Below are 20,795 nucleotides of genomic sequence, written 5' to 3'. Positions count from 1 at the left end.
CTCTGGCTCAATGGTCGTCAAGGGCATTCCGGTCAGTTTGCCGGCTCTTCCTTTGGAGCGCGCCGCAACTCCGCCAGTTGCCGGGTATAGGCAGCGATTTCTTCCAAAACCGTCTGCGCCGCCACACTATCACGATTGCCCAGCGCGTCGCGAAGGCGGTTATGAAGGCCGGCAATGTGCTTTTTATCTCGAAGCCGGTAGACCAGCATGTTCATCAAGGGCTGCATAGCCTCGATTGCGCCCGAGACCTGAAACATCAGCAACGGGTTTCCGGTTGCCTTGGCAATGACCGAGTGAAACCGGACATCTGAATCGCAGAAGTCTTCGTCCGACAGATCCCCGCTTTGAAGGCTGATCTCCCGGGCCATTCCCGTCAGATCGCCTTCGCTGCGGTTTTCGCAAGCGAGTGCCAAACAAGAAGACTCCAGAAGGTAACGGGCTTCGATGGCATCTTCGAACGGGATATTGTTCATGCCGATGAGAAGTCGGGTCGTGCCCACCAGGTCGCCCCGAGCTTCATCAAACGTAATACGGTTGACGAACGCGCCGCCGGACGCGCCCCTTTCTGAGCGAATGAGGTTCTGGGCCGCAAGACGCTTCATCGCTTCGCGTACGGTTGCCCTGGACACTCCGAACCGATCAGCGAGTTCTGTTTCACTCGGCAAACGCTCTTCTACGCTCAACGCGCCATCGAGAATGGCCTTACGGATCGCATTGGCAATCTGGGTCGACAAACCCTCCTTGCGGATCGCCTGATATTCGATTGCCAATGGTGTCTCCTTTGCGCGCACCCGTCCCCGATGCCTCTCTACAAGACTAGGCCCGGCTCTGGAACAGGGTCAATGCAATTATTTTAAATGTCAGACAATTAATTATTTGACTTTTGCAACAGATGCGCTCAGCCTTTTCTCAACGATATGGGAGGACATTGGGTGCAGATCGCCCTTCACTTAGTTGACCGGCGCCAGGCCGCCTGGATCGCGTTTTTTGTCGCGGTGCTCGGCGCGTGGGCAGCTCTTTTCCTCATGCAACCGGATCTCGATCTGCCTGCAGGCTGGCAAGCGCTTGGCCTGGATTACCTGGCATCTCTCTGCCGTCCGGCTGCAGACACAAGCCTTGCCGGATTGATCGCAATGTGGGGCTTAATGTCCCTTGCCATGATGGCGCCAACCGTTGCGCCCGCGCTCAAGACGTATCTCGACCTCACCCACACGCAAGGCGCCACAATTGCCGGATTTTCGGCGCTGCTTACCGGCTACCTGCTCGTGTGGATCGGCTTTTCGGTTCCGGCAGCTCTTCTGCAGGCAACGCTGGACACACAAGGTTGGTTGGACCCCTTCGGCCGCAGTTCCGAAGTCTATCTGACAGCCGGTCTTCTGGCCCTTGCCGGAGCGTACCAGTTCAGCAAGCTGAAAGAGGCCTGTCTCAACCAGTGCCAGAGCCCGCTGATGTTCTTCATGGGCAAATGGCAAGATGGGCTTTCGGGCGCTTTCCGGATGGGATTGCACCTTGGCGCGATCTGCCTCGGCTGTTGCTGGGCCCTCATGCTGCTCGCCTTTGTTGCCGGCACCATGAACCTCGCCTTCATGGGCCTCGCGATGGTGCTGATGACCTTTGAAAAACTCCCACAGCTCGGACGTTACCTGACCGTGCCTGTCGGTTTTGCACTTCTGGGATCTGCCGCCGCGATCCTCATTATCGAACTCATAAAACATCTATAGTGGAGACAAAAATGACTGGATGGGCCATCCGTGGGGAATTGATCCTCAACTGCAACTGCACCGTTTTCTGCCCGTGCGTCGTTTCGCTTGGCAAACACGCGCCGACAGAGGGTTACTGCCAGGCCTGGGCCGGTGTCCGGATCGATGAAGGTCATTACATGGGCGAAGACCTGTCCGGTTTGAATGTCGGTCTCGTCCTCGAAATCCCGGGCCTGATGGCGCGCGGCAATTGGAAAGCCGCTGCCTATATCGACGAACGCGCCTCGGAAGCCGCCTATGATGGCCTTTTGAAGATCTTCTCCGGTCAGGCCAAGGGCACAACAGGTCTCTTCAAGGTCCTGGTGAGCGAATTCCTCGGCGCTGAACGCGCGCCCGTGACTTACGAAAACGAAGGCAAGAAGCGCCGCCTGATTGTTGGCAAGGCGATCAAGGGCGAAGTCGTTCCGGTTGGCGGATCTGATCCGGACCAGGATATCGTGGTCACTAACACCGAGTACTGGATGGGCTCGGACATCACGGTCGCAACCGCCACACAGGGCCGTGTCCGTGCCTATGGCCGTGTTTGGGATTTTGATGGCCGCAGCGCCGAAATCTGTCAGATCGACTGGTCCGGCCCAGCCGTCGAACAGGCCGCATAGGGAGGACCCGGCATGCAGGTCCCGTCTCTGTCCATCTCCCGGCGCACGCGCAAGACACCGTTTTCGCGCCGTGTCCAGGAAGCCGGTGTCAAAGCCTACACCGTCTACAACCACATGCTTCTTCCGACTGTCTTTGAGTCGGTGGAAGAGGACTATAAGCATCTGAAATCAAAAGTTCAGATCTGGGACGTGTCCTGCGAACGCCAGGTCGAACTCTGGGGCCCGGATGCCGGACGTCTGGCGCAAATGCTGACGCCGCGGGACCTGTCGGACATGGCGCTCAACCGCTGCTACTACACGCCGATGGTGGATGAGACCGGGGGAATGCTGAACGATCCGGTCACAACGAAACTCGCCGAAGACAAGTACTGGGTTTCGGTTGCCGACAGCGATTTGCTTTTCTGGATCAAGGGGCTTGCACACGCGTTCCGTCTGGAAGTCGATGTTGATGAGCCGGACGTTTCGCCTTTTGCCATTCAGGGACCCAAGGCTGAGGACCTTGTCGCCCGGGTCTTCGGAGAACGCATTCGGTCCATCCGGTTCTTTCACTATGACTATGTAGAGTTTGAGGGGCAGCGCATGGTGCTGGCGCGCTCTGGCTACTCAAAGCAGGGCGGGTTTGAGCTATATGTCGATGGCAGCAAATGGGGCGAACCTGTCTGGGATGCCTTCATGGACGCGGGAGCGGACATGGATGTCCGGGCCGGGTGCCCCAACCTGATCGAGCGGATAGAGGGGCAATTGCTGTCCTACGGCAATGACATGACCCGCAACAACACACCGCATGAGTGCGGGCTTGGCAAGTTCTGTCAGACACAACAGGCAATCGGCTGCGTCGGCCGGGACGCGCTGCTCCGTGTTGCGGTCGAAGGGCCTGTCCGCCAGATTCGCAGTGTCGCGATCGATGGCGATCCCGTGCCGCCCTGTGACGAATTGTGGCCGATCATCGGCGGAGGCCGTCAGGTTGGAACCATCAGCTCGGCCGCCTATTCCCCGGATTTCAGAACCAATGTCGCCATCGGCATGGTCCGCATGACCCATTGGGACGACGGCACGAAGGTTCAAGTCGACACACCGCACGGCATGCGCAGCGCGACGGTCTGGGAAACCCCATTCTCCAACCAGGGGGGCTAGCGTGAAAGACAATTACGACGCCCTGCCGCCGCAAACCGCCAACCACGTGCCGTTGTCACCGCTCTCTTTTCTGGAGCGGACAGCAGCTTTGTTTCCGGACCGGCTGGCTGTTGTCTACAACGACCGCCGCTACACCTGGTCCGACGTTCTGGTGCGGGTGCGCCGGATTGCTTCGAGCCTCAAGCAGCGCGGCATCGGGCTTGGCGACACAGTCTCTGTGATGGCGGCGAACACACCGGAGCTGTTTGAGCTTCACTATGCGATCCCGTTGACCGGCGCGGTGCTGAATACAATCAACACCCGCCTCGAACCGGAAACGGTCGCCTACATCCTTGAGCACAGCGACGCCAAACTGGTGATCGCGGACACCGCCTTTTCCGGCGTGATCTCTCAAGCGTTCGACAGCAACGGCAAGACTCTTCCGGTCATCAACATTGCCGACCCCGACGGCCCCGGCGGCGAATTGATCGGCGATAAGGTATTCGAAGATTTGGTCGAAAGGGGCGATCCGGAGTTTCCCTGGCAAGGCCCGGCCGATGAATGGCAGGCGCTGACGCTGAACTACACATCCGGCACGTCAGGCCGACCGAAAGGCGTCGTCTACCACCATCGCGGCGCTTATCTCATGGCGATGGGGACGCCAATCGCATGGGAACTGCCGCGCCATCCGGTTTATCTCTATTCCGTGCCGATGTTCCACTGCAACGGTTGGTGCCATGCCTGGACCATGACCTTAATGGCCGGCACGATCATTTGCATCCGGCAGGTGACTGGCGCTGCCGTCTTCGACCTGATCGCCAAGCACCAAGTGAGCCATTTGGGCGGTGCGCCCATCGTGCTCTCCATGCTGGTCAACACACCAGAGGCAGACCGGAAACCCTTGCCAGGCAAGGTCAAGATCATGACCGCAGGTGCCCCACCCCCGGCAGCTGTTCTTGCCGCCACCAAGGCGCTCGGTTTTGAAGTGATGCAGGTTTATGGCCTTACTGAAACCTATGGTCATGTCGCCCAATGCCTGTGGCGGGAGGAATGGGACGACCTTTCCTCCGACGAACAGGCCGAGCTTCAGTCCTGGCAAGGCGTTGGCTTCCCAATGACCGAGAGCGTCGATGTCGTTGATCGCGAGACCGGCGAACCAGTGCCATGGGATGGGGAAACGCAGGGCGAGATCGTCATTCGCGGCAACACCGTCATGAAGGGCTACTACAAGAACCGGGACGCGACGGATGAGGCCTTTTCCAGTGGTCATTTCAAGTCCGGCGATGCCGCCGTACGGCACGAAAATGGCTATGTGCAGATCCGCGACCGGCTCAAGGATGTCATCATTTCAGGGGGCGAAAACATCTCGTCCGTCGAGGTCGAAGGAGTACTGCACCGCCATCCGGATGTGGTCCTTGCGGCTGTTGTCGCCCTGCCCGACGAAAGGTGGGGCGAAGTCCCTTGCGCCTTTGTCGAGCTTAAGGAAGGCAGCCAGGAAACCGAAGACAGCCTGATCGCCTTTTGCCGGGAGAACATGGCCGGGTTCAAGCGGCCGAAGAAAATCATCTTTACCGAGTTGCCGAAAACGGCCACCGGCAAAATCCAGAAATTCGTCCTGCGGCAAGAGGCCCGGACACTCTCAAGTGAAACCGCATAACAGGGATATTTCACATGACTTTCAAAGCACTTGTTGTCGACAAGAACGAAGACGGAAAAACCAGCGCCGCCGTCAAGGAAATCGACGAGAACCAACTGCCGGACGGCAATGTCACGGTTGCCGTTGAGTACTCGACCTTAAACTACAAGGACGGCCTTTGCGTCGGACCGGGCGGCGGACTGGTCAAGGACTATCCGCATGTCCCGGGCATCGATTTTGCCGGCACTGTCGAGGAGTCCTCTGACGAATGGTACAAGCCGGGCGACAAGGTCGTTTTGACCGGCTGGCGTGTCGGCGAAGTCTGGTGGGGCGGCTATGCGCAAAAGGCCAGCGTCAAGGGCGAATGGCTGGTGCCGTTGCCGGATGGCCTCACCACCCGCGATGCAATGGCGGTCGGCACCGCCGGTTTCACCGCGATGCTTGCCGTCATGGCGCTGGAAGACCATGGCTTGAAGCCGGAAAACGGTCCGGTTCTGGTCACGGGTGCTGCGGGCGGTGTCGGCTCTGTCGCGGTCGCGATCTTGGCCAACCTTGGCTATGAAGTGCATGCCGTTACCGGCCGCGAAAGCACCTGGGACTACCTGAAATCCCTCGGCGCCAGCGCCATTGTTCCGCGGGATGATGTCGCCGAAACCATCAAGCGACCATTGGAGAAAGAGGTCTGGGCCGGCGCGATTGATGCCGTTGGCGGTGACATGCTCGCCCGCATCCTCGGTCAGATGAAATACGGCTGCTCGGTCGCCACCATCGGTCTTGCAGGTGGGGCAAACCTCCCGGCCAGCGTTATCCCGTTCATCCTGCGCGGTGTAAACCTCCTCGGCATCGACAGCGTCATGCGTCCTTATGATGACCGTGTCCGCGCCTGGCAGCGGATCGCCAAGGACCTGCCGCTCGACAAGCTGCATGGAATGATCCACCCGGCGACCCTTGAAGACCTGCCAGGCCTCGGCAAGGACATCCTGAAAGGTCAGGTCAAAGGCCGCGTGGTTGTCGACGTGAACGCCTAAGAGACATCGGGCGGCTAGCTTTCTAGCCGCCCGTATTTCTCCCTTAGAAAGTCGATCATCACCCGAACTTTTTGCGGCAGGTACGAGCGGCTCGGGTAAACCAACCAAGCTGCGGTTTCAAAAGATGCCGCCGCGCAAGCATAGTCGGGAAAAAGATCGATTAAACTCCCGCGCCTCAAATCTCTCTCAACGAGCATGATCGGCAACAACGCGACCCCCATTCCAAGACGTGCTGCAGACCGAATCGACAAGGCATTTGAGATCACCGTTGCGCCGCCAACCGGCACATTGAACGGCTCTTGGTCACCTTTTTTGAATTGCCACAACGTGCGGAAACCGGGAATAGCGAACCGAATACAATCCCGCTCGGAGAGATCGTTTGGATCACCAACGCGCCCCTCACGTTCCAGGTATTCCGGAGACGCAACGACCCGGTAGCGTGTCGTCATCAGTTTGCTAACAATCCAGTCGCCCTTCGGCATGGATCCGAACCGGACGGCCAGATCAATACTGTCGGCCCGAAGATCCAGATTGGCGTCAGAAGCCAGGAGTTCGATCTCAATATCAGGAAATCTATCCCGAAACTCCGGGAGAACCGGCACCAGGCACTCTTGTACGAACGAAATACTTGCTGTCATTCGCAAAGTGCCACGTGGCGACACCGTGGTTGTCCGAGCTTCATCGCCTGCTGCCTCCAACTCTTCAACCAGTGGCGCGATCCGATTCAGGTAGAGTTCACCCTCACCTGTTGCCGCGAGACTGCGAGTGCTGCGTTGGAATAAACGGAATCCAATATCCTGTTCCAGCTGGGCAATGACACGAGAAACGCTGGAGGCGTCGAGATCCAAGATCCGGGCGGCGGCAGCAAAACTGCCTAGGTCCCGAACGAGCAATGCGGTCTTAAGAGCTGCAAGATCCATTCATGCACAATACGCACGACTTCAGTGATCAGCGAACTATTTTCCGAATTCGCGCAGGGAACTAAGTCTCCTTTGCCAAACAAGAAGGAGGCAAAGTCATGACACAGTTGCTCCGCATCAACTCCAGTTCTCGCTTAGCCGGTTCTCATTCAGCCGCGATAGCAGATGCATTTGAAGCCGGTTTTCGCGCAAAACATCTGGCCTGCACTGTCATCACAAGAAATGTCGCAGATGGCTCCATTCCCTTCATCGCACAATCAACCATAGAAGGGTTCTATGCTCCTCAAGAAAATCTGTCGGAAGACCAAAAAGCGGCGACAGCCTTGTCTGATAAGCTGATCGCCGAAATTCAGGCATCGGATACGCTGTTGCTTGCGGTTCCGATATACAACTTCACCATTCCAGCAGCCCTCAAAGCTTGGGTGGACCAGATCTGCCGCATCGGACACACATTTGCTATGGACGAAAACGGATTCCAGGGGTTGGCGACAGCAAGACGTGCGATTGTCATCTGCACATACGGTGCGGAAGGCTACCTCTCTGGTGAACCGTTCGAAGCTGCGAACTTCGTTCAGCCCTATCTGACATTCCTGCTGGGGTTTCTGGGAATTGAAGATGTCGCGTTCATAAATGTTCAAGGCACAGCAACGAGCACTCCTGGCGATGTCGAAGACCGATTGAACAGTGCCAAGGAGATTGCCCGGTTAGCTGCGTGATGGATCTCAAAGGATAATTCACACGACCCGGCAGGATTGCCAGGAATCAATTGCACCTGCCGGGATTCCGGTTGCTTTTGCCTAAAACCTCCCATATAAGCGCCCGGTCCAGAGTCGTCCGGCTCGTTTTGGGCTGTCTTTTTGCATCTTGATGTAAGGCCAGGTCGAAACAACCAAGGGCATGCCGTGTCGGCTCTGAATGCACCAACAATGAAGTGTCTGCTTGCAGGCACACCAAAGAAAGGATGCAAAATGCCCAAGTTGAAGACGAAGTCCGGCGCTAAAAAGCGCTTCAAGGTGACTGCAACCGGCAAGGTGAAAACCGCGCAGGCCGGCAAGCGCCATGGCATGATCAAGCGCACGAACAAGTTCATCCGGAACGCCCGTGGTACCACCACGCTGAGCGATCAGGATGCAAAGATCGTGAAGCAGTTCCTGCCATACGCCTAACGCCAGCCTTTTAAGGAGATCACCTAGATGTCACGCGTCAAAAGGGGCGTTACCGCCCACGCTCGTCACAAAAAAGTTTTGAAGGCAGCCAAGGGTTACTACGGCCGCCGCAAGAACACCATCCGCGTCGCCAAGCAGGCCGTCGAGAAAGCGGGTCAATACGCTTATCGCGACCGTAAGGCCAAGAAGCGCAATTTCCGCTCTTTGTGGATCCAGCGCATCAACGCGGCAACCCGCCAGCACGGCATGACCTACGGCAACTTCATCAACGGCCTGAACAAGGCTGGCGTAGAAGTCGACCGCAAGGTTCTGTCCGACCTCGCCATCAGCCAGCCGGATGCCTTCAAGGCACTGGTTGACAAGGCTCAGGGCGCCCTGGCTGCTTAAGTTCTGTCGAACTAAAACAGAATAAAAAAAGCGCGGTCTTTCGGGGCCGCGCTTTTGTTTTGAGGATCAATTTCATTCCTTCCCGCGTCGTCCTCGGCTAAAGGCCGAGAAGCCATGTTTCGGATAGCTTATGGATGTTCGGAACACGTCCGAACATGACGCTAAATGGGAACTGCGCTCAAAGCCCTTCAAAAAGCGCAGTTGATAGATATCGTTCTGCAAAGGAGGGGATAATGACGACAATGGTTTTGCCCGCCATATCGTCCCGCTGACCGACCTTGAGCGCGGCAGACAGGGCCGCGCCGGAAGAAATGCCGACCGGAATGCCTTCGGTTTTCGCAACTTCACGGGCCATGGCAAAGGCGTCTTCATTACTCACCTTGGCGATCTCATCGAAGACACCTGTATCCAGCACACCCGGCACAAATCCCGCGCCGATGCCCTGGATCTTGTGCGGACCCGGCTGGCCTCCGGAGAGGATCGGGCTGTCTTCCGGCTCGACAGCCACCACATAAAGGTCCGGCTTGCGTTCTTTTAGGGTCTGCGAAACCCCGGTAATGGTGCCGCCGGTCCCAATGCCGGAAACAAAGACATCAACCGCACCGCTGGTGTCGTTCCAGATCTCTTCCGCCGTGGTGTTGCGGTGAATTTCCGGGTTGGCCGGATTCTCGAACTGTTGCGGCATAACGGCACCATCGATCTCGGACAAGAGTTCTTCTGCCCGGGCGATCGCACCCTTCATGCCCTTGGCCCCTTCCGTCAATTCAAGCTCTGCACCCAGGATCTTGAACATCTTGCGGCGTTCCACGGACATAGTTTCCGGCATAACGAGAATGAGGCGATATCCCTTGGCCGCCGCCACAAAGGCGAGCGCGATCCCGGTGTTCCCGGACGTCGGCTCCACAAGGGTCGTCTTGCCCGCTTCAATCTTGCCGTCGCGTTCCATGGCATCGATCATGGCAACGCCAATACGGTCTTTCACGCTGGCGATCGGATTGAAGAATTCCAGCTTACCGAGAAGGGTCGCCTTGACACCATGAGCATCCGCTAAACGATCCAAACGAACCAATGGTGTGTCACCAATGGTGTCCGTGATCGAGGAGTAGATCTTACCGCGTCCGTGCGTCTTGATTGTCATGGAAGTCTCCCAGCTAAAGCGAATGCGGTGCCAATCGCACCTTTCTAAATTGTGACTTCAAGATAGTACGGCACCGCGGGAGATATAAGGGGAAGAACCCCTAGAGAGCGCGCCCTTCGTAAAATGCCTTTTCACGAAAAGCTCACGGCTTAGAAAACAGCAAACCTGGGAGTGCGGACATGTCGTCGAAGAGATGCGCACCGGCTTCTGAAAGCGCTTCACGGTCGCAGGCAGGATCCTCGACATACGCGTAAACAGCCATACCGGCAGACCGCGCCGCCTGCACGCCCGGCAAACTATCTTCTATGACAACACAGTCTTTCGGCGGATATCCCATCGTGCTTGCCGCAAGAAGAAACACATCGGGCGCCGGTTTGCCGTTGGCGCAGTCTTCTGCGGAAAACAGTTTGCCCTCAAGGCGGGGCAAAAGCCCCGAACTGCCAAGCGTTGTCTTCATCTTGGCGTATTTGCCGGACGAGCCGACACAATACGGCAGGTTGCGCCGGTCAAGCTCGTCCAGAACTTCTGCAATTCCCGCAATGGCGGGAACGCCCGCCACGAACACTTCCAGATCGCGTTTCCGAACCTGATCGGGCCAATCGTCTGGCAGGCTCCGGCCAGTCAACGCCTCAACCATCTCCTTGACGTTTTCCAGGGTCCGGCCCATGAAGCGCTGCTGGCACTCCGGACCGGTGATCGGAAACCCAAGTTCTGTCACCATGTCCGCAAGACTGGCATTCACCATCCGCTCGGTGTCCACCAGAACACCGTCGCAATCGAAAATGACGAGTTTCGGATCCATGGTGAAGTCCCTTGTGTACCAGTCCTAGCGCTGTCCAGTCGACCCAAAACCACCGGTACCCCGGCTTGTTTCAGACAGGATTTCGACTTCCTCGATCTCAGCCTGCAGCACAGGCGCAATCACCATCTGGGCAATGCGATCGCCACGGGTAATCTCAAAGGCCGTGTTACCGTGATTTATCAGGATCACCTTAACTTCGCCGCGATAGTCCGCATCAATCGTCCCCGGCGTATTGAGCACCGTTACGCCATGTTTTGCAGCAAGGCCGGACCGGGGACGAACTTGGGCTTCAAAGCCGGCCGGCAACGCCATCGCCAGGCCGGTCGGCACAAGTGCCCGGCTGCCAGGTTCCAGCCACAGCGGGTTTTCGACAGCTGCAAGAAGATCGAAACCCGCAGCCAAATCACTTTGATAGGCCGGCAAGGGCAAATCCTGCCCATGGTCGAGGCGTTTGAATTCGAGCTTGATGGTCATGAAGCCGTCCCGTTTCGTTTGGGAACGGTTGACGACATTCGCGGGAACCTGTCAACCACAGCCTTGCCATGAAGCGGATATTCGAAAAATATCAAAAGGCTACTTGCAGCCGTCACGCTGTCCTGAAACTATCTGCCGTATCGGAAAGTTTTTCGAGCTGGGAGATCCTAAGAATGAAGTATTTGCTGAGCGCGATTGCCGCGGGAATGATTTTCGCCGCCGGCATGACGGCACAGGCGCAGACCGTTGGGTTTGCCGATGCCATCAAGATCCTTGCCGTCAGCTGCGGTGCAGACATCGACAAGTATTGCAAGTCAGCGACCCTCGCCAATAACGGTATTGGCCAGTGCCTTGATCAGAACCAGGCCAAGGTCTCGCAAAAATGCAATGCAGACCGGGCCGTTGTGGCCGGCCTTATTGCAGAACGGCTGGCCGCTCAAGCCGCAGCTCCGAAAATTTGCGCACGCGATGCCACCCAGTATTGCAAAGGCGTCAAGCCTGGTGCCGGTCACATCCTGCGCTGCCTGCTCAAGGCACAACCGTCGGTCAGTGAGAAGTGCAACACCGCGATTGACCTCGCAGGATACCGCTAAGCCGGGTTAAGGAGATTTTTCATGAAAAACCTGTTTCTTGCCAGCGCGGCCGCATGTGCACTCTGCTTCTCGGCAACACTTGCCAGCGCTCAAACTGAACTGAGCCGCAATCAGATCATCAACTCGCTTCAAGGCGCCCAACAGAAGGTGGAAGTGAGCGCGGATGCGCTGCAACGCGCCGCTCTGGAAAACATCCAGAAGTATCCGGGTGCGGATTCGCCGCAAACCATCCCGATGTATCAGCAGCTCGCGTCCTTGCGTCAGTTCAACATCGAAATCACGTTTGATTTCGACTCAGCGCGCATCCGGCCGGAATCCTATGAAGCCGTTGGCTTGATCGCCGATGCACTGCATACGCCGTATCTCCAAGGCCAGACGTTCTTCATCGTCGGACATACCGACGCCAAAGGGGACCGGACATACAATCTGGAACTGTCTCAGCGGCGCGCCCAAGCCATTCGTGAGGCCCTGGTGACGACATTCCAGGTACCGGGCTCCACCCTCTTCTCGGTTGGTCTTGGCGAAGAGCAATTACGCGATCCGGCGGACCCGTTTGCGGCTGTGAACCGCCGAGTTCAGCTCATCAATATGGGCTATAACTAAGTTATAGTGGTGCGGGTGCTCAGCGCCCGCTCCTCCTTTTCAGACTTCAAATTATCTCTCTTGATATAACCAATATTATCTATTCTGCAGTCGTTGTTTGATTTTACTGAACAATGTGTCAAGCAGCTCTGATCTTCAGAAAAGGCTCGAACGGTTTATTTCTATGATGAGGCCAACTTGGCCGTAAGCATGGAGTAGACCAATGCCGGATCATCAAACGCCAATACCTCCTGTTTTCTTCGCCCATGGCGCGCCGACACTGGCCGTGCGGGACACACCGGCGAGCCGCTTCTTGAAGAGTTTCGGCAAGAACATGCAACAGCCGCGCTTCATTTTGATCCTGTCCGCGCATTGGGAAACCGAAGGACTCAAGATCTCGGCTCCAGGACCCTTGCGCACTTATCACGATTTCCGAGGCTTTCCGGACGAGCTTTATGAAATCTCCTACCCCGCTTCGGCAGACGCCAGTGCGGTCGAAGAGGTGATTTCTGTCCTAAAGACTGCCGGACTGGAGCCTGAGCAAGACGCTGAATGGGGTCTCGATCATGGGGCCTGGGTGCCCTTGTCACTGGCCTTCCCGAACGCAGACATCCCGGTTGTTCAGATTTCGCTTCCAAACGACAGTTCGCCGGAAACGATCTACGCGCTCGGAGCGGCCGTGGCACCATTGTCCGAAAAAGGTGTCCTGATCGCCGGTTCCGGCAGCACCACCCACAATTTGAGAGCCATTGGGCCGGATGGATCGCAGGTTCCCGCCTGGGCAACGGGTTTCGACGCCTGGCTCGACAAGGGACTAGATGCTGGGCAGCTGAACTACTTTGACAACCTGGGAGCTGCGCCGGATTTTCGCCAAAACCACCCGACAGAAGAACATCTTTTGCCGCTGTTCTTCCCGTTTGGCGCTGCCGGCGAAGGAAAAAAACCAGAGCTCCTGCACCGGAGCTACGAGTACGGTTCGATTAGTATGAGCTACTATCGGTTCCAGTGATCCGCCCACGAAGCAGCTGCTCTTGAATAGAGCTGCCGCCGCCCTCAGTCTGGTTCACGGCCCAATTTTTCTGCAGCCCGGGCAATCAGCTGGCGAGCAACGTCTTTCTTGTCCATCGCCGGCCAGTCTTCCACACCGTTGGCGCTGACCAATCTGATTGTGTTGGCGTCGCCGCCCATGATGCCCGTTGCAGGGCTGACATCGTTGGCGACGATCCAATCGGCCCGTTTTCGCTCCAACTTCGAGGTCGCGTTTTTGATAAGGTCCTGGGTTTCGGCGGCAAAGCCGATCAGAAGTGATGGCCGCAGCGTTTCGTGGTGCCCGACGGTCTTCAAAATGTCCGGATTCTCAGTGAGTTCCAAGCCAGGCGGTTTGCCACTGCCGTCTTTCTTGATCTTCTGATCGCCTTCCGAGACAACGCGCCAGTCCGCAACAGCTGCCGCCATGAATGCGATATCCGCAGGCAGGTTTTGCTCAACAGCTGCCATCATCTCTGCCGCGGATTCAACGTGGATCGTCGTAACATGATCCGGGTCGGAGATCGTCACAGGACCTGAAACCAGTGTCACCCGCGCACCAGCTGCGAATGCGGCTTCGGCAAGCGCATGGCCCTGCTTGCCCGAAGAACGGTTCGCGATGTAGCGCACCGGGTCGATCGGCTCATGTGTCGGCCCGGATGTGATCAGGACATGCCTTCCCGCCAACGGCAGTTCCCCGGCTGCAATCGCCTGATCTCGTAACAGAAGCTCAGCTGCTGCGGCAATGTCCAGAGGCTCGCTCATGCGGCCGACCCCGGCTTCTCCTCTTTCGGCCATTTCACCGCTGGCAGGGCCGATGAACGCAATGCCGCGCTCCCGCAAGGTATCGGCATTTTTTAGTGTTGCCGGGTTTTGCCACATCTTCGGGTTCATCGCCGGGGCAAGCAAAACCGGTTTGTCAGTTGCAAGTAAAACGGCCGTCGCAAGATCGTCGGCAATGCCATGGGCTATCTTGGCCAACAAATTGGCCGTTGCAGGCGCGACAAGGATCAGATCATGATCCCGCGCCAAGCGGATGTGACCGACATCATGCTCCGCTTCCCGGTCGAACAGGTTGGTGAACACCTTTTCAGCGCTCAAGGCCCCCACCGCAAGCGGCGTCACGAACTCCTGCGCTCCATCCGTCATGACCGGGACAACCCGTGCGCCCCGTTCCTTGAGCCGCCGGATCAGGTCCAGAGATTTGTATGCGGCGATGCCGCCGCTAATGATCAGCACAATCTCTTTGCCGGCAAGCATCGGAACTATACTCCCAGGAGGCGATGGCGGTCAGAAACCGGAACGGAAATCCCGCGGAGCGGCGGACACAACCTGACTGCCGGAGCCTGTCACCTGATACACCGCAAGTCCGCGTTCATTAAGACCATTCGGCTTGAAGCGGAACAAGCCGTCAATTCCAAGGAACCCGTCCCGGTTGGTCAGGATGCTCTGTTGGAACCTTTGAGGTCCAGCGGAGCGGATCAGGCCGGCTGCCAATGTAACGCCGTCATAGACAAGGCTCGCATTGCGCGGCGGGGGTGCGCCATAGGTCTGTTGATAGCGCTGCGCAAACCCGCGGAACCCGCTGTCTTCGGGTCCTGCGAACCAGGATCCGGTTAGTGTGGGGTTGTTCTTGACCTGCGGCGTATCCCACTGCCCTGAACCGAGCAGTTTGATGTTGCCGATCTCCGCATTCAGTCCCATCAGGGTCTGCATCACCAGGCCAGGCACAGGTCCGCCTGCCGGGACAAAGAGAGCGTCAATGCTGGTCAAAGACGACTGAAGGGCGTTGGCCTTTGCAACCAGGTCGGACGTGTCCGAACCGCTCACGTTGTAGCGCTGAATCGTTGCAATGCGTCCGCCGGTGCGGCCAACTTCCTGACGGAACGCCGCCTCAACCACACTGCCATAAGAATCGTTCGGCAGGAGCGCTGCGTAAGATCGTTTCTGCTGGCTGCTGGCATATCCAATGATGCGCTTCACATCACTTTCCGGAAGGAAGCTCAACAGGTAGATGCCGCGCGCGGCAACTGACGTATCCGTCGAAAACGCTATCACTGGAACACCCGCCGCCCGTGCAGCGGAACCGGCACCCGACACTGCCGGCGCAAAGACAGGACCAAGAATTAGCTCGGCGCCCTCAGAGATCGCCTGCTGCGCGGCAGCACGGCCACCTTCCGTTGTCCCTCCGGTGTCTTTCACCAGAAGCTGCACATCCGAATTTGGAAAATTTTGAAGCGCCAGCGCAGCGGAGTTTTTGAAAACGGTTCCAATCGACGCATTGCCCCCACTTGAGGACAGAGGCAGCATAAGTCCGACCCGAACCGCGCCCGTGCCGATTGTTTCTCCAGTCACCTGCGGTTGGGCGCCCGGCTGGATCTGTTCGCCGGGCAACGTTCCAAGGGATGAGCCCAAACAGCCCCCGAGCGCCAGCGTGCTGGCACCGGCCAAAGCGGTTTTCAAGAATGTGCGTCTGCGATGCCGAACGACGGCGTCCGTTTCGTCCATGTGTCTGATTTCCATCCACCCTTTGCTCCAGACTTAAGGATTAACGAATGCGCTGTCCAGTTTTCAGCCGCACATCGCGGCATGAATGGTGGATTTGCCTTGCATTGCGTGTTTCTGACAGGTAGCGCAAGAAAATCGGGACATCCTTGAGATCGGAACCGAGTGTTTGAATTGAGGTGAAGGGATCCGTGATGACAGAGCCAGGCGGCGGACAAACAGGTTCCAAAAACCGTTACAGCTTGTCGGAACACGCCTTCACGGCGCCCAATTTGGAACCGGCGCTGTACATTGTCTCCACGCCGATCGGAAACCTCGGCGACATCACTGTGCGGGCACTGGAAACACTCGCGGCTGCGAGCATGATCGCGTGCGAAGATACGCGGATCACGTCGACGCTTACGCAGAAATTCGGCCTCAAGACCCCGCTTCTTCCTTACCACGAGCACAACGCCGATAAGCAGCGACCGAAAATTCTCGGAGAACTTGAAGCTGGCAACGCGGTTGCCCTGGTGTCCGATGCCGGCACGCCGCTGGTGTCGGACCCCGGCTACCGGTTGGTCCGGGACGTTGTGGCCGCCGGATACAAGGTGTTCCCGATCCCAGGCGCTTCCGCCCCCCTCGCAGGTCTGGTTGCGTCCGGGCTCCCCAGCGACACGGTTCTGTTTGCCGGTTTTCTGCCGCAAAAAGGTGGCCCAAAGACCAAGCGTCTTGAAGAGCTTGCCAAAACACCGGCGACACTGATTTTCTTTGAATCGCCCCATCGGACTGCGGCAACTCTGGAACTCATGGCAACGGTTTTCGGCGGAACGCGAGAGGCGGTGGTCGCGCGCGAGCTCACCAAACGCTTTGAGACCTTTGAGCGGGGAACGCTGCAAGAGCTTGGCAACCGGTTCACAGATCAAACCGTGAAGGGCGAGATCGTTATTTTGGTGGGGCCACCAGAAGAAAAACCGGAAGCAGACGCGGAAGACCTCGACACCCTGCTCCGGGAGGCGCTCTCGGATATGCCCGTCAGCGCAGCCGCTAAACAGGTTTCCAAGGCAACGGGTCTGGATCGCAGCGAGGTCTACAAGCGGGCGCTCGAACTCAAGGCTGGCACCTGACCATGGCAGAAGGCGACGGCCGCACTACCGAACACCGCCGCAAGGCTCATTCCCGCGGCCTTTCCGCAGAGACTTATGCGGCCTGGTATTTGCGCCTGACCGGTTGGCGCATCCTGAAACAACGCTACAAGACGAAGGCGGGCGAAATCGACTTGATCGCCAAGAAACGCAAGACCGTCGCCTTTATCGAGGTCAAGGCTCGTAAATCCAGGCAAGCCGCGCTTGAAGCCGTGACCCCGGCCAGCCAACAGCGGATCGTCCGGGCCGCAAAGATCTTCGTTGCAGAGCATCCGAAAGCAGGCTTTTTCACACTCCAGTTCGACGTCATGATCATTCGCCCGTGGGCCCTGCCTGAGCGGATCGTGAACGCCTTTGAGGCGAGAGACTGACACCAGGCCTCTAGACAAACCCTGTCGCGGACCGCATATCTGCCGCGAACAGTCTTTTGCCCCAAGCGCACCGTTTCAAACGGATGGCGCCCCGCCGGGAGTGGCCTCATGCCGATAAAAGTCGCGGTCCAGATGGACCACATCGAATCCATCAACATTGCCGGCGACAGCGCCTTTGCAATGATGCTGGAGGCCCAAAAGCGCGGCCACGAACTCTATCACTACACACCGGACCGGCTGGCAATGCGTGGGGATGAGGTCTTTTGCGCGCTTGAGCCTGTCACAGTGCGGGATGAAAAGGGCAACCACTTCACGCTCGGTGAGCGGACGCGCACCAACATGCGCGAGATCGATGTGGTGCTGATGCGGCAGGACCCGCCGTTCGATCTGTCCTACATCGCAGCGACGCACATCTTGGACAAGATCCACCCGGACACTCTGGTGGTGAACGATCCAACCGAAGTGCGCAACGCGCCGGAAAAACTGTTCGTCACCGAATTTCCGGATTTGATGCCGCCGACCCTGATCACCAAGGACCGTTCGGAGATCGATCTCTTCCGGGAAGAATACGGCGATATCGTCATGAAGCCGCTCTTCGGCCATGGCGGCGCGGCGGTGTTCCGGATCACAAAAGATGATCTGAACTACGGATCGCTGTACGACTTCTTTGCCGCCACATTCCGCGAGCCCTGGGTCGTTCAGCAGTTCCTGCCGAACGTGAAACATGGCGACAAACGCATTCTCCTCGTCAACGGGGAGTTTGCCGGTGCGGTGAACCGTGTCCCGGCGGCTGGCGATCTGCGGTCCAACATGGTGCGTGGCGGCGCGCCGACAGACAGCGATCTGACAGAGCGCGAACGGGAAATCTGCGCCCGCCTCGGGCCGTCCCTGCGCGAAAAAGGCCTGATCCTGGTCGGCATCGACGTGATCGACGGCATGCTGACAGAAATCAATGTCACAGCCCCAACCGGCATCCGCGCCATCCAGAACCTCGGCGGCCCCGATGTCGCGGCAAAGGTCTGGGATGTCCTGGAGCAGAAAATCAAGGACTGAACTGCAGTCCGGCTGCAGCAGCCAGAAAAAAACCCTCACACCGAGGTGTGAGGGCTGAAGTATGTGCTTAGACAATGCAATAGAGGGCCTGTTCAGGAGCCTCTGTGTTTAAAACACCCGGATAGATCCAATCTTCCGCGACCGCTTCAAAAAATATTCTAAACCTTCAAAAACAGTTTCAAGCCTCCTCTGCGAGCAAAAGGTATTTGGCGTGACATACGCCGAAATCCTCAAGACAAGAACTGTAGTCTCAAACAATAACCACAGCTTCAACGTTATTTAGGCACCCAATAGAAATTGGTTAACAATTGATTACCATATTCGAATCTTAACCAATTAAATCACTGAGGATATTTTCTTTTCAAGACCAATCTTGCGGCTCCGCTCAGACGTATAGCAATTCGTTAACCAAGAAAAAGTAGCGTCTTTTGAAATAATAACGCAAAGGAAGTTTTACATTTCTTTGGCTTGGGAGACACCGAATTCACCGACTATTGGAGGCACCATGCCCAGCCAGTATCCCTTGAAAGTTATGAGCGCCGCAGTCGTCGGCATTGGCTCCCTACTGCCACTCACCGCAGCAGCTGCAGACCTGCCAACACTCGATCCGATTATCGAAGCACGCCCTGTCAGCAGTTGGACCGGCTTTTATGCTGGCGCGTTCTTGGGCTGGGGATGGTCCGATGACGATGCGACCACAACGGGCACGAGCGGCTTTCAATCCCTCGGCAGTACGATTGTTCCATCGTCCCTCGACCTCTCAGGAAATGGGTTCCTGGGTGGCCTGACCGCTGGATATGATCATCAGATCAACAGCTTTGTGGCCGGTCTTGAAGGCGACATTTCCTGGGCCGACATCAACAAAAGCAGCTCGTTTACAGGTGCTGCGGTTCTCGGAACCCGCCTGACAACATCCGCAAAGAAGCGGATGAGCTTCTTCAGCACAGTGCGCGGCCGTCTCGGCTACGCCGCGTCTGACCGTTTTATGGTCTTTGCCACTGGCGGTCTGGCCATGGGACAGGTTGAACTCGAGACGTCCGTCAACGGTGTCGATGCACCCGCACTTGCGTGGAATGGCAGCGACGATGAGCTGAAATTCGGCTGGACCCTTGGCGGCGGCGCGGAAGTCAAAGTCACCGACAACATTTCAATGAAGCTCGATGGCCTCTACTATGATCTGGCAGACAGCAATGTCACAGCCACCGGGAATGCGGCCGTGCGATCGGTCGGAGCGCTGGATGGTATTGATTACGCAGCAGAATCCGACAACACAGGCTTTCTTGCCCGCCTCGGCGTGAATTACCGTTTTTGATTGGATATCAGACAAGGAAGCCCCCTCAGGCGCTCAGCCTGAGGGGGCTTTTCTTTAGGTACCGCCGTTATTCGGCAGCGTCTGTTGCCAGCACGCCCCGGCGGATCTGATCCTCCTCGATCGATTCAAAAAGCGCCCGGAAATTTCCTTCGCCGAAGCCTTCATCGCCTTTTCTTTGAATGAATTCAAAGAAGATAGGACCGATGACGGTTTTGGAAAAAATCTGCAGAAGGATCTTGGTCATGCCGCCATCGATGACACCTTCGCCATCGATCAGAATGCCGTGACGCTTCATCCGCTCGATCGGTTCATCATGACCGTGCACCCGGTCACGAGACATCTCGTAGTAAGTGTCCGGCGGGCCCGGCATGAACTTCAGCTCGTTATCTGCCAGCTTGTCCGTGCTGGTATAAATGTCGTCCGAGCCAACCGCGATGTGCTGAATGCCTTCGCCCTTGTATTTGCGCAAGTACTCTTCGATCTGGCTGGTATCATCCTTGGATTCGTTCAGCGGAATGCGGATCTTGCCGCACGGCGAAGTAATCGCCCGGCTGACAAGGCCGGTGATCCGGCCGTCGATGTCGAAGAAATGGATCTGTTTGAAGTTGAAGAGGTCGCGGTAAAAATCCCACCACTTGTCCATATTGCCGCGGTAGACGTTGTGCGTCAGGTGATCGAGGTAATAGAAGCCGACGCCTTCCGGTTTCGGATCCACTTCATCCAGCCAATCGAATTCCGCCGAATAGGCTGACCCCTTGTCGCCGTAGGCTTCAATGAAATACAGCAGCGAGCCGCCGATGCCCTTGATGGCGGGAACGTTTAGGGTCTTGTCATTGTCGGCGTAAGGCACCGCCCCTTTTGCAATGGCGTGGTCATAAGCCTTTTGCGCATCGACCACCCGCCAAGCCATGGAAGGAGCACAGGGTCCGTGATCTTCGACGAAACGCATGGCGTGGCTGCCAGGCTCCGCATTCAGAACATAGGTAATGTCACCCTGCCGGTAGAGCGTGATCTCTTTGGTCTTGTGTTTCGCGACCGGCACATACCCCATCTTGCGGAACAGGGCATCGAGCTTCTCCGGTTCCGGATGGGCAAACTCGACAAACTCGAAACCATCCGTGCCGGCCGGGTTCTGCGGGGTTATTTGCGCCGGCGGCGCATCATGCGGGAACGGTCCCATGGCGGATCCTCCTGGAAAGTGCAAAC

Annotated in this window: 23 protein-coding genes; 15 read left to right on the top strand and 8 right to left on the bottom strand. The window is 57.3% G+C overall.

The annotated features are described in order from the left end of the window. Positions 1-32: 32 nt before the first annotated feature. Positions 33-770: a FadR/GntR family transcriptional regulator gene (locus tag ACQY4Z_RS13230; RefSeq protein WP_428521958.1), complete on the bottom strand. Its 738-nt coding sequence runs from the start codon at positions 768-770 to the stop codon at positions 33-35. A gap of 162 nt (positions 771-932) precedes the next feature. On the opposite strand from ACQY4Z_RS13230, the gene ACQY4Z_RS13225 reads away from it, so the two are divergent. The 5 genes from ACQY4Z_RS13225 to ACQY4Z_RS13205 are packed head-to-tail and all read left to right on the top strand — an operon-like array spanning position 933 to position 6,136. Next, the gene (locus tag ACQY4Z_RS13225) at positions 933-1,721 is read left to right on the top strand and encodes a DUF2182 domain-containing protein (protein ID WP_428521956.1); all 789 of its coding nucleotides are present in this window, start codon (positions 933-935) and stop codon (positions 1,719-1,721) included. Positions 1,722-1,732: 11 nt separating this feature from the next. Then, the gene (locus ACQY4Z_RS13220) at positions 1,733-2,359 is read left to right on the top strand and encodes a DUF1326 domain-containing protein (protein ID WP_209176307.1); all 627 of its coding nucleotides are present in this window, start codon (positions 1,733-1,735) and stop codon (positions 2,357-2,359) included. 12 nt (positions 2,360-2,371) lie between these two features. Further along, positions 2,372-3,493: a dimethylsulfoniopropionate demethylase gene (locus tag ACQY4Z_RS13215; protein WP_428521953.1), complete on the top strand. Its 1,122-nt coding sequence runs from the start codon at positions 2,372-2,374 to the stop codon at positions 3,491-3,493. Between the two features lies 1 nt (position 3,494). Continuing rightward, positions 3,495-5,129 carry an acyl-CoA synthetase gene (locus ACQY4Z_RS13210; protein WP_428521951.1) on the top strand — a complete coding sequence of 545 codons (1,635 nt, stop codon included), beginning with the start codon at positions 3,495-3,497 and terminating at the stop codon, positions 5,127-5,129. A gap of 14 nt (positions 5,130-5,143) precedes the next feature. Then, complete coding sequence (locus ACQY4Z_RS13205) at positions 5,144-6,136, top strand: MDR family oxidoreductase (protein WP_209176310.1); 993 nt, start codon at positions 5,144-5,146, stop codon at positions 6,134-6,136. 14 nt (positions 6,137-6,150) lie between these two features. Here ACQY4Z_RS13205 and ACQY4Z_RS13200 read toward each other — a convergent pair whose 3' ends face one another. Beyond that, the gene (locus ACQY4Z_RS13200; RefSeq protein WP_428521948.1) at positions 6,151-7,056 is read right to left on the bottom strand and encodes a LysR family transcriptional regulator; all 906 of its coding nucleotides are present in this window, start codon (positions 7,054-7,056) and stop codon (positions 6,151-6,153) included. A gap of 98 nt (positions 7,057-7,154) precedes the next feature. On the opposite strand from ACQY4Z_RS13200, the gene ACQY4Z_RS13195 reads away from it, so the two are divergent. The 3 genes from ACQY4Z_RS13195 (at position 7,155) to rplT (ending at position 8,609) form a co-directional block, all read left to right on the top strand. Beyond that, positions 7,155-7,772 (top strand): FMN-dependent NADH-azoreductase, encoded by a 618-nt coding sequence (locus ACQY4Z_RS13195; RefSeq protein WP_428521946.1) that lies wholly within the window; start codon positions 7,155-7,157, stop codon positions 7,770-7,772. A 252-nt stretch (positions 7,773-8,024) separates the two neighbouring features. After that, entirely contained in the window at positions 8,025-8,222 is a 198-nt protein-coding gene (gene rpmI / locus ACQY4Z_RS13190) for a 50S ribosomal protein L35 (RefSeq protein ID WP_023002610.1), read from the top strand. Positions 8,223-8,249: 27 nt separating this feature from the next. Then, positions 8,250-8,609, top strand: a complete 360-nt coding sequence (rplT, locus tag ACQY4Z_RS13185) for a 50S ribosomal protein L20 (RefSeq protein ID WP_133952557.1) — start codon at positions 8,250-8,252, stop codon at positions 8,607-8,609. A gap of 178 nt (positions 8,610-8,787) precedes the next feature. Here the strand turns inward: rplT and cysK are convergent, their stop codons facing one another. The 3 genes from cysK to dut all read right to left on the bottom strand — a co-directional run bounded on the left by cysK (position 8,788) and on the right by dut (position 11,023). Beyond that, positions 8,788-9,747, bottom strand: a complete 960-nt coding sequence (cysK, locus tag ACQY4Z_RS13180; RefSeq protein WP_428521943.1) for a cysteine synthase A — start codon at positions 9,745-9,747, stop codon at positions 8,788-8,790. Positions 9,748-9,889: 142 nt separating this feature from the next. After that, positions 9,890-10,549: an HAD family hydrolase gene (locus ACQY4Z_RS13175; RefSeq protein WP_428521941.1), complete on the bottom strand. Its 660-nt coding sequence runs from the start codon at positions 10,547-10,549 to the stop codon at positions 9,890-9,892. Positions 10,550-10,573: 24 nt separating this feature from the next. After that, entirely contained in the window at positions 10,574-11,023 is a 450-nt protein-coding gene (gene dut / locus ACQY4Z_RS13170; RefSeq protein WP_428521939.1) for a dUTP diphosphatase, read from the bottom strand. A 173-nt stretch (positions 11,024-11,196) separates the two neighbouring features. Between dut and ACQY4Z_RS13165 the strand changes: the two genes are divergently transcribed. From ACQY4Z_RS13165 to ACQY4Z_RS13155, 3 genes are all read left to right on the top strand, one after another. Then, positions 11,197-11,616, top strand: a complete 420-nt coding sequence (locus ACQY4Z_RS13165; RefSeq protein WP_428521937.1) for a hypothetical protein — start codon at positions 11,197-11,199, stop codon at positions 11,614-11,616. 21 nt (positions 11,617-11,637) lie between these two features. Beyond that, the gene (locus ACQY4Z_RS13160) at positions 11,638-12,219 is read left to right on the top strand and encodes an OmpA family protein (RefSeq protein WP_209180275.1); all 582 of its coding nucleotides are present in this window, start codon (positions 11,638-11,640) and stop codon (positions 12,217-12,219) included. 202 nt (positions 12,220-12,421) lie between these two features. After that, entirely contained in the window at positions 12,422-13,207 is a 786-nt protein-coding gene (locus ACQY4Z_RS13155; protein WP_428521935.1) for a DODA-type extradiol aromatic ring-opening family dioxygenase, read from the top strand. Positions 13,208-13,251: 44 nt separating this feature from the next. Here the strand turns inward: ACQY4Z_RS13155 and coaBC are convergent, their stop codons facing one another. Continuing rightward, entirely contained in the window at positions 13,252-14,484 is a 1,233-nt protein-coding gene (gene coaBC / locus ACQY4Z_RS13150; RefSeq protein WP_428521933.1) for a bifunctional phosphopantothenoylcysteine decarboxylase/phosphopantothenate--cysteine ligase CoaBC, read from the bottom strand. 30 nt (positions 14,485-14,514) lie between these two features. Continuing rightward, the gene (locus tag ACQY4Z_RS13145) at positions 14,515-15,747 is read right to left on the bottom strand and encodes a penicillin-binding protein activator (RefSeq protein ID WP_428521931.1); all 1,233 of its coding nucleotides are present in this window, start codon (positions 15,745-15,747) and stop codon (positions 14,515-14,517) included. A 176-nt stretch (positions 15,748-15,923) separates the two neighbouring features. Between ACQY4Z_RS13145 and rsmI the strand changes: the two genes are divergently transcribed. The 4 genes from rsmI to ACQY4Z_RS13125 all read left to right on the top strand — a co-directional run bounded on the left by rsmI (position 15,924) and on the right by ACQY4Z_RS13125 (position 19,589). Beyond that, on the top strand, positions 15,924-16,835 hold the full coding sequence (gene rsmI, locus ACQY4Z_RS13140) for a 16S rRNA (cytidine(1402)-2'-O)-methyltransferase (RefSeq protein ID WP_428521929.1): 912 nt from the start codon (positions 15,924-15,926) through the stop codon (positions 16,833-16,835). A gap of 2 nt (positions 16,836-16,837) precedes the next feature. Further along, positions 16,838-17,224: a YraN family protein gene (locus ACQY4Z_RS13135; protein WP_428521927.1), complete on the top strand. Its 387-nt coding sequence runs from the start codon at positions 16,838-16,840 to the stop codon at positions 17,222-17,224. Between the two features lie 108 nt (positions 17,225-17,332). Then, complete coding sequence (gshB, locus tag ACQY4Z_RS13130) at positions 17,333-18,277, top strand: glutathione synthase (protein ID WP_428521925.1); 945 nt, start codon at positions 17,333-17,335, stop codon at positions 18,275-18,277. A gap of 505 nt (positions 18,278-18,782) precedes the next feature. Then, positions 18,783-19,589: an outer membrane protein gene (locus ACQY4Z_RS13125; RefSeq protein WP_428521923.1), complete on the top strand. Its 807-nt coding sequence runs from the start codon at positions 18,783-18,785 to the stop codon at positions 19,587-19,589. 67 nt (positions 19,590-19,656) lie between these two features. Here ACQY4Z_RS13125 and hppD read toward each other — a convergent pair whose 3' ends face one another. Further along, the gene (gene hppD / locus ACQY4Z_RS13120) at positions 19,657-20,769 is read right to left on the bottom strand and encodes a 4-hydroxyphenylpyruvate dioxygenase (protein ID WP_409686676.1); all 1,113 of its coding nucleotides are present in this window, start codon (positions 20,767-20,769) and stop codon (positions 19,657-19,659) included. Positions 20,770-20,795: the final 26 nt, after the last annotated feature.

Origin of the sequence: Roseibium sp., assembly GCF_965276855.1 — a bacterium.
GTDB lineage: Bacteria > Pseudomonadota > Alphaproteobacteria > Rhizobiales > Stappiaceae > Roseibium.
The sequence above is the reverse complement of the archived record's forward strand: the minus strand, read 5'-3'. Positions and strand labels throughout refer to the sequence as shown.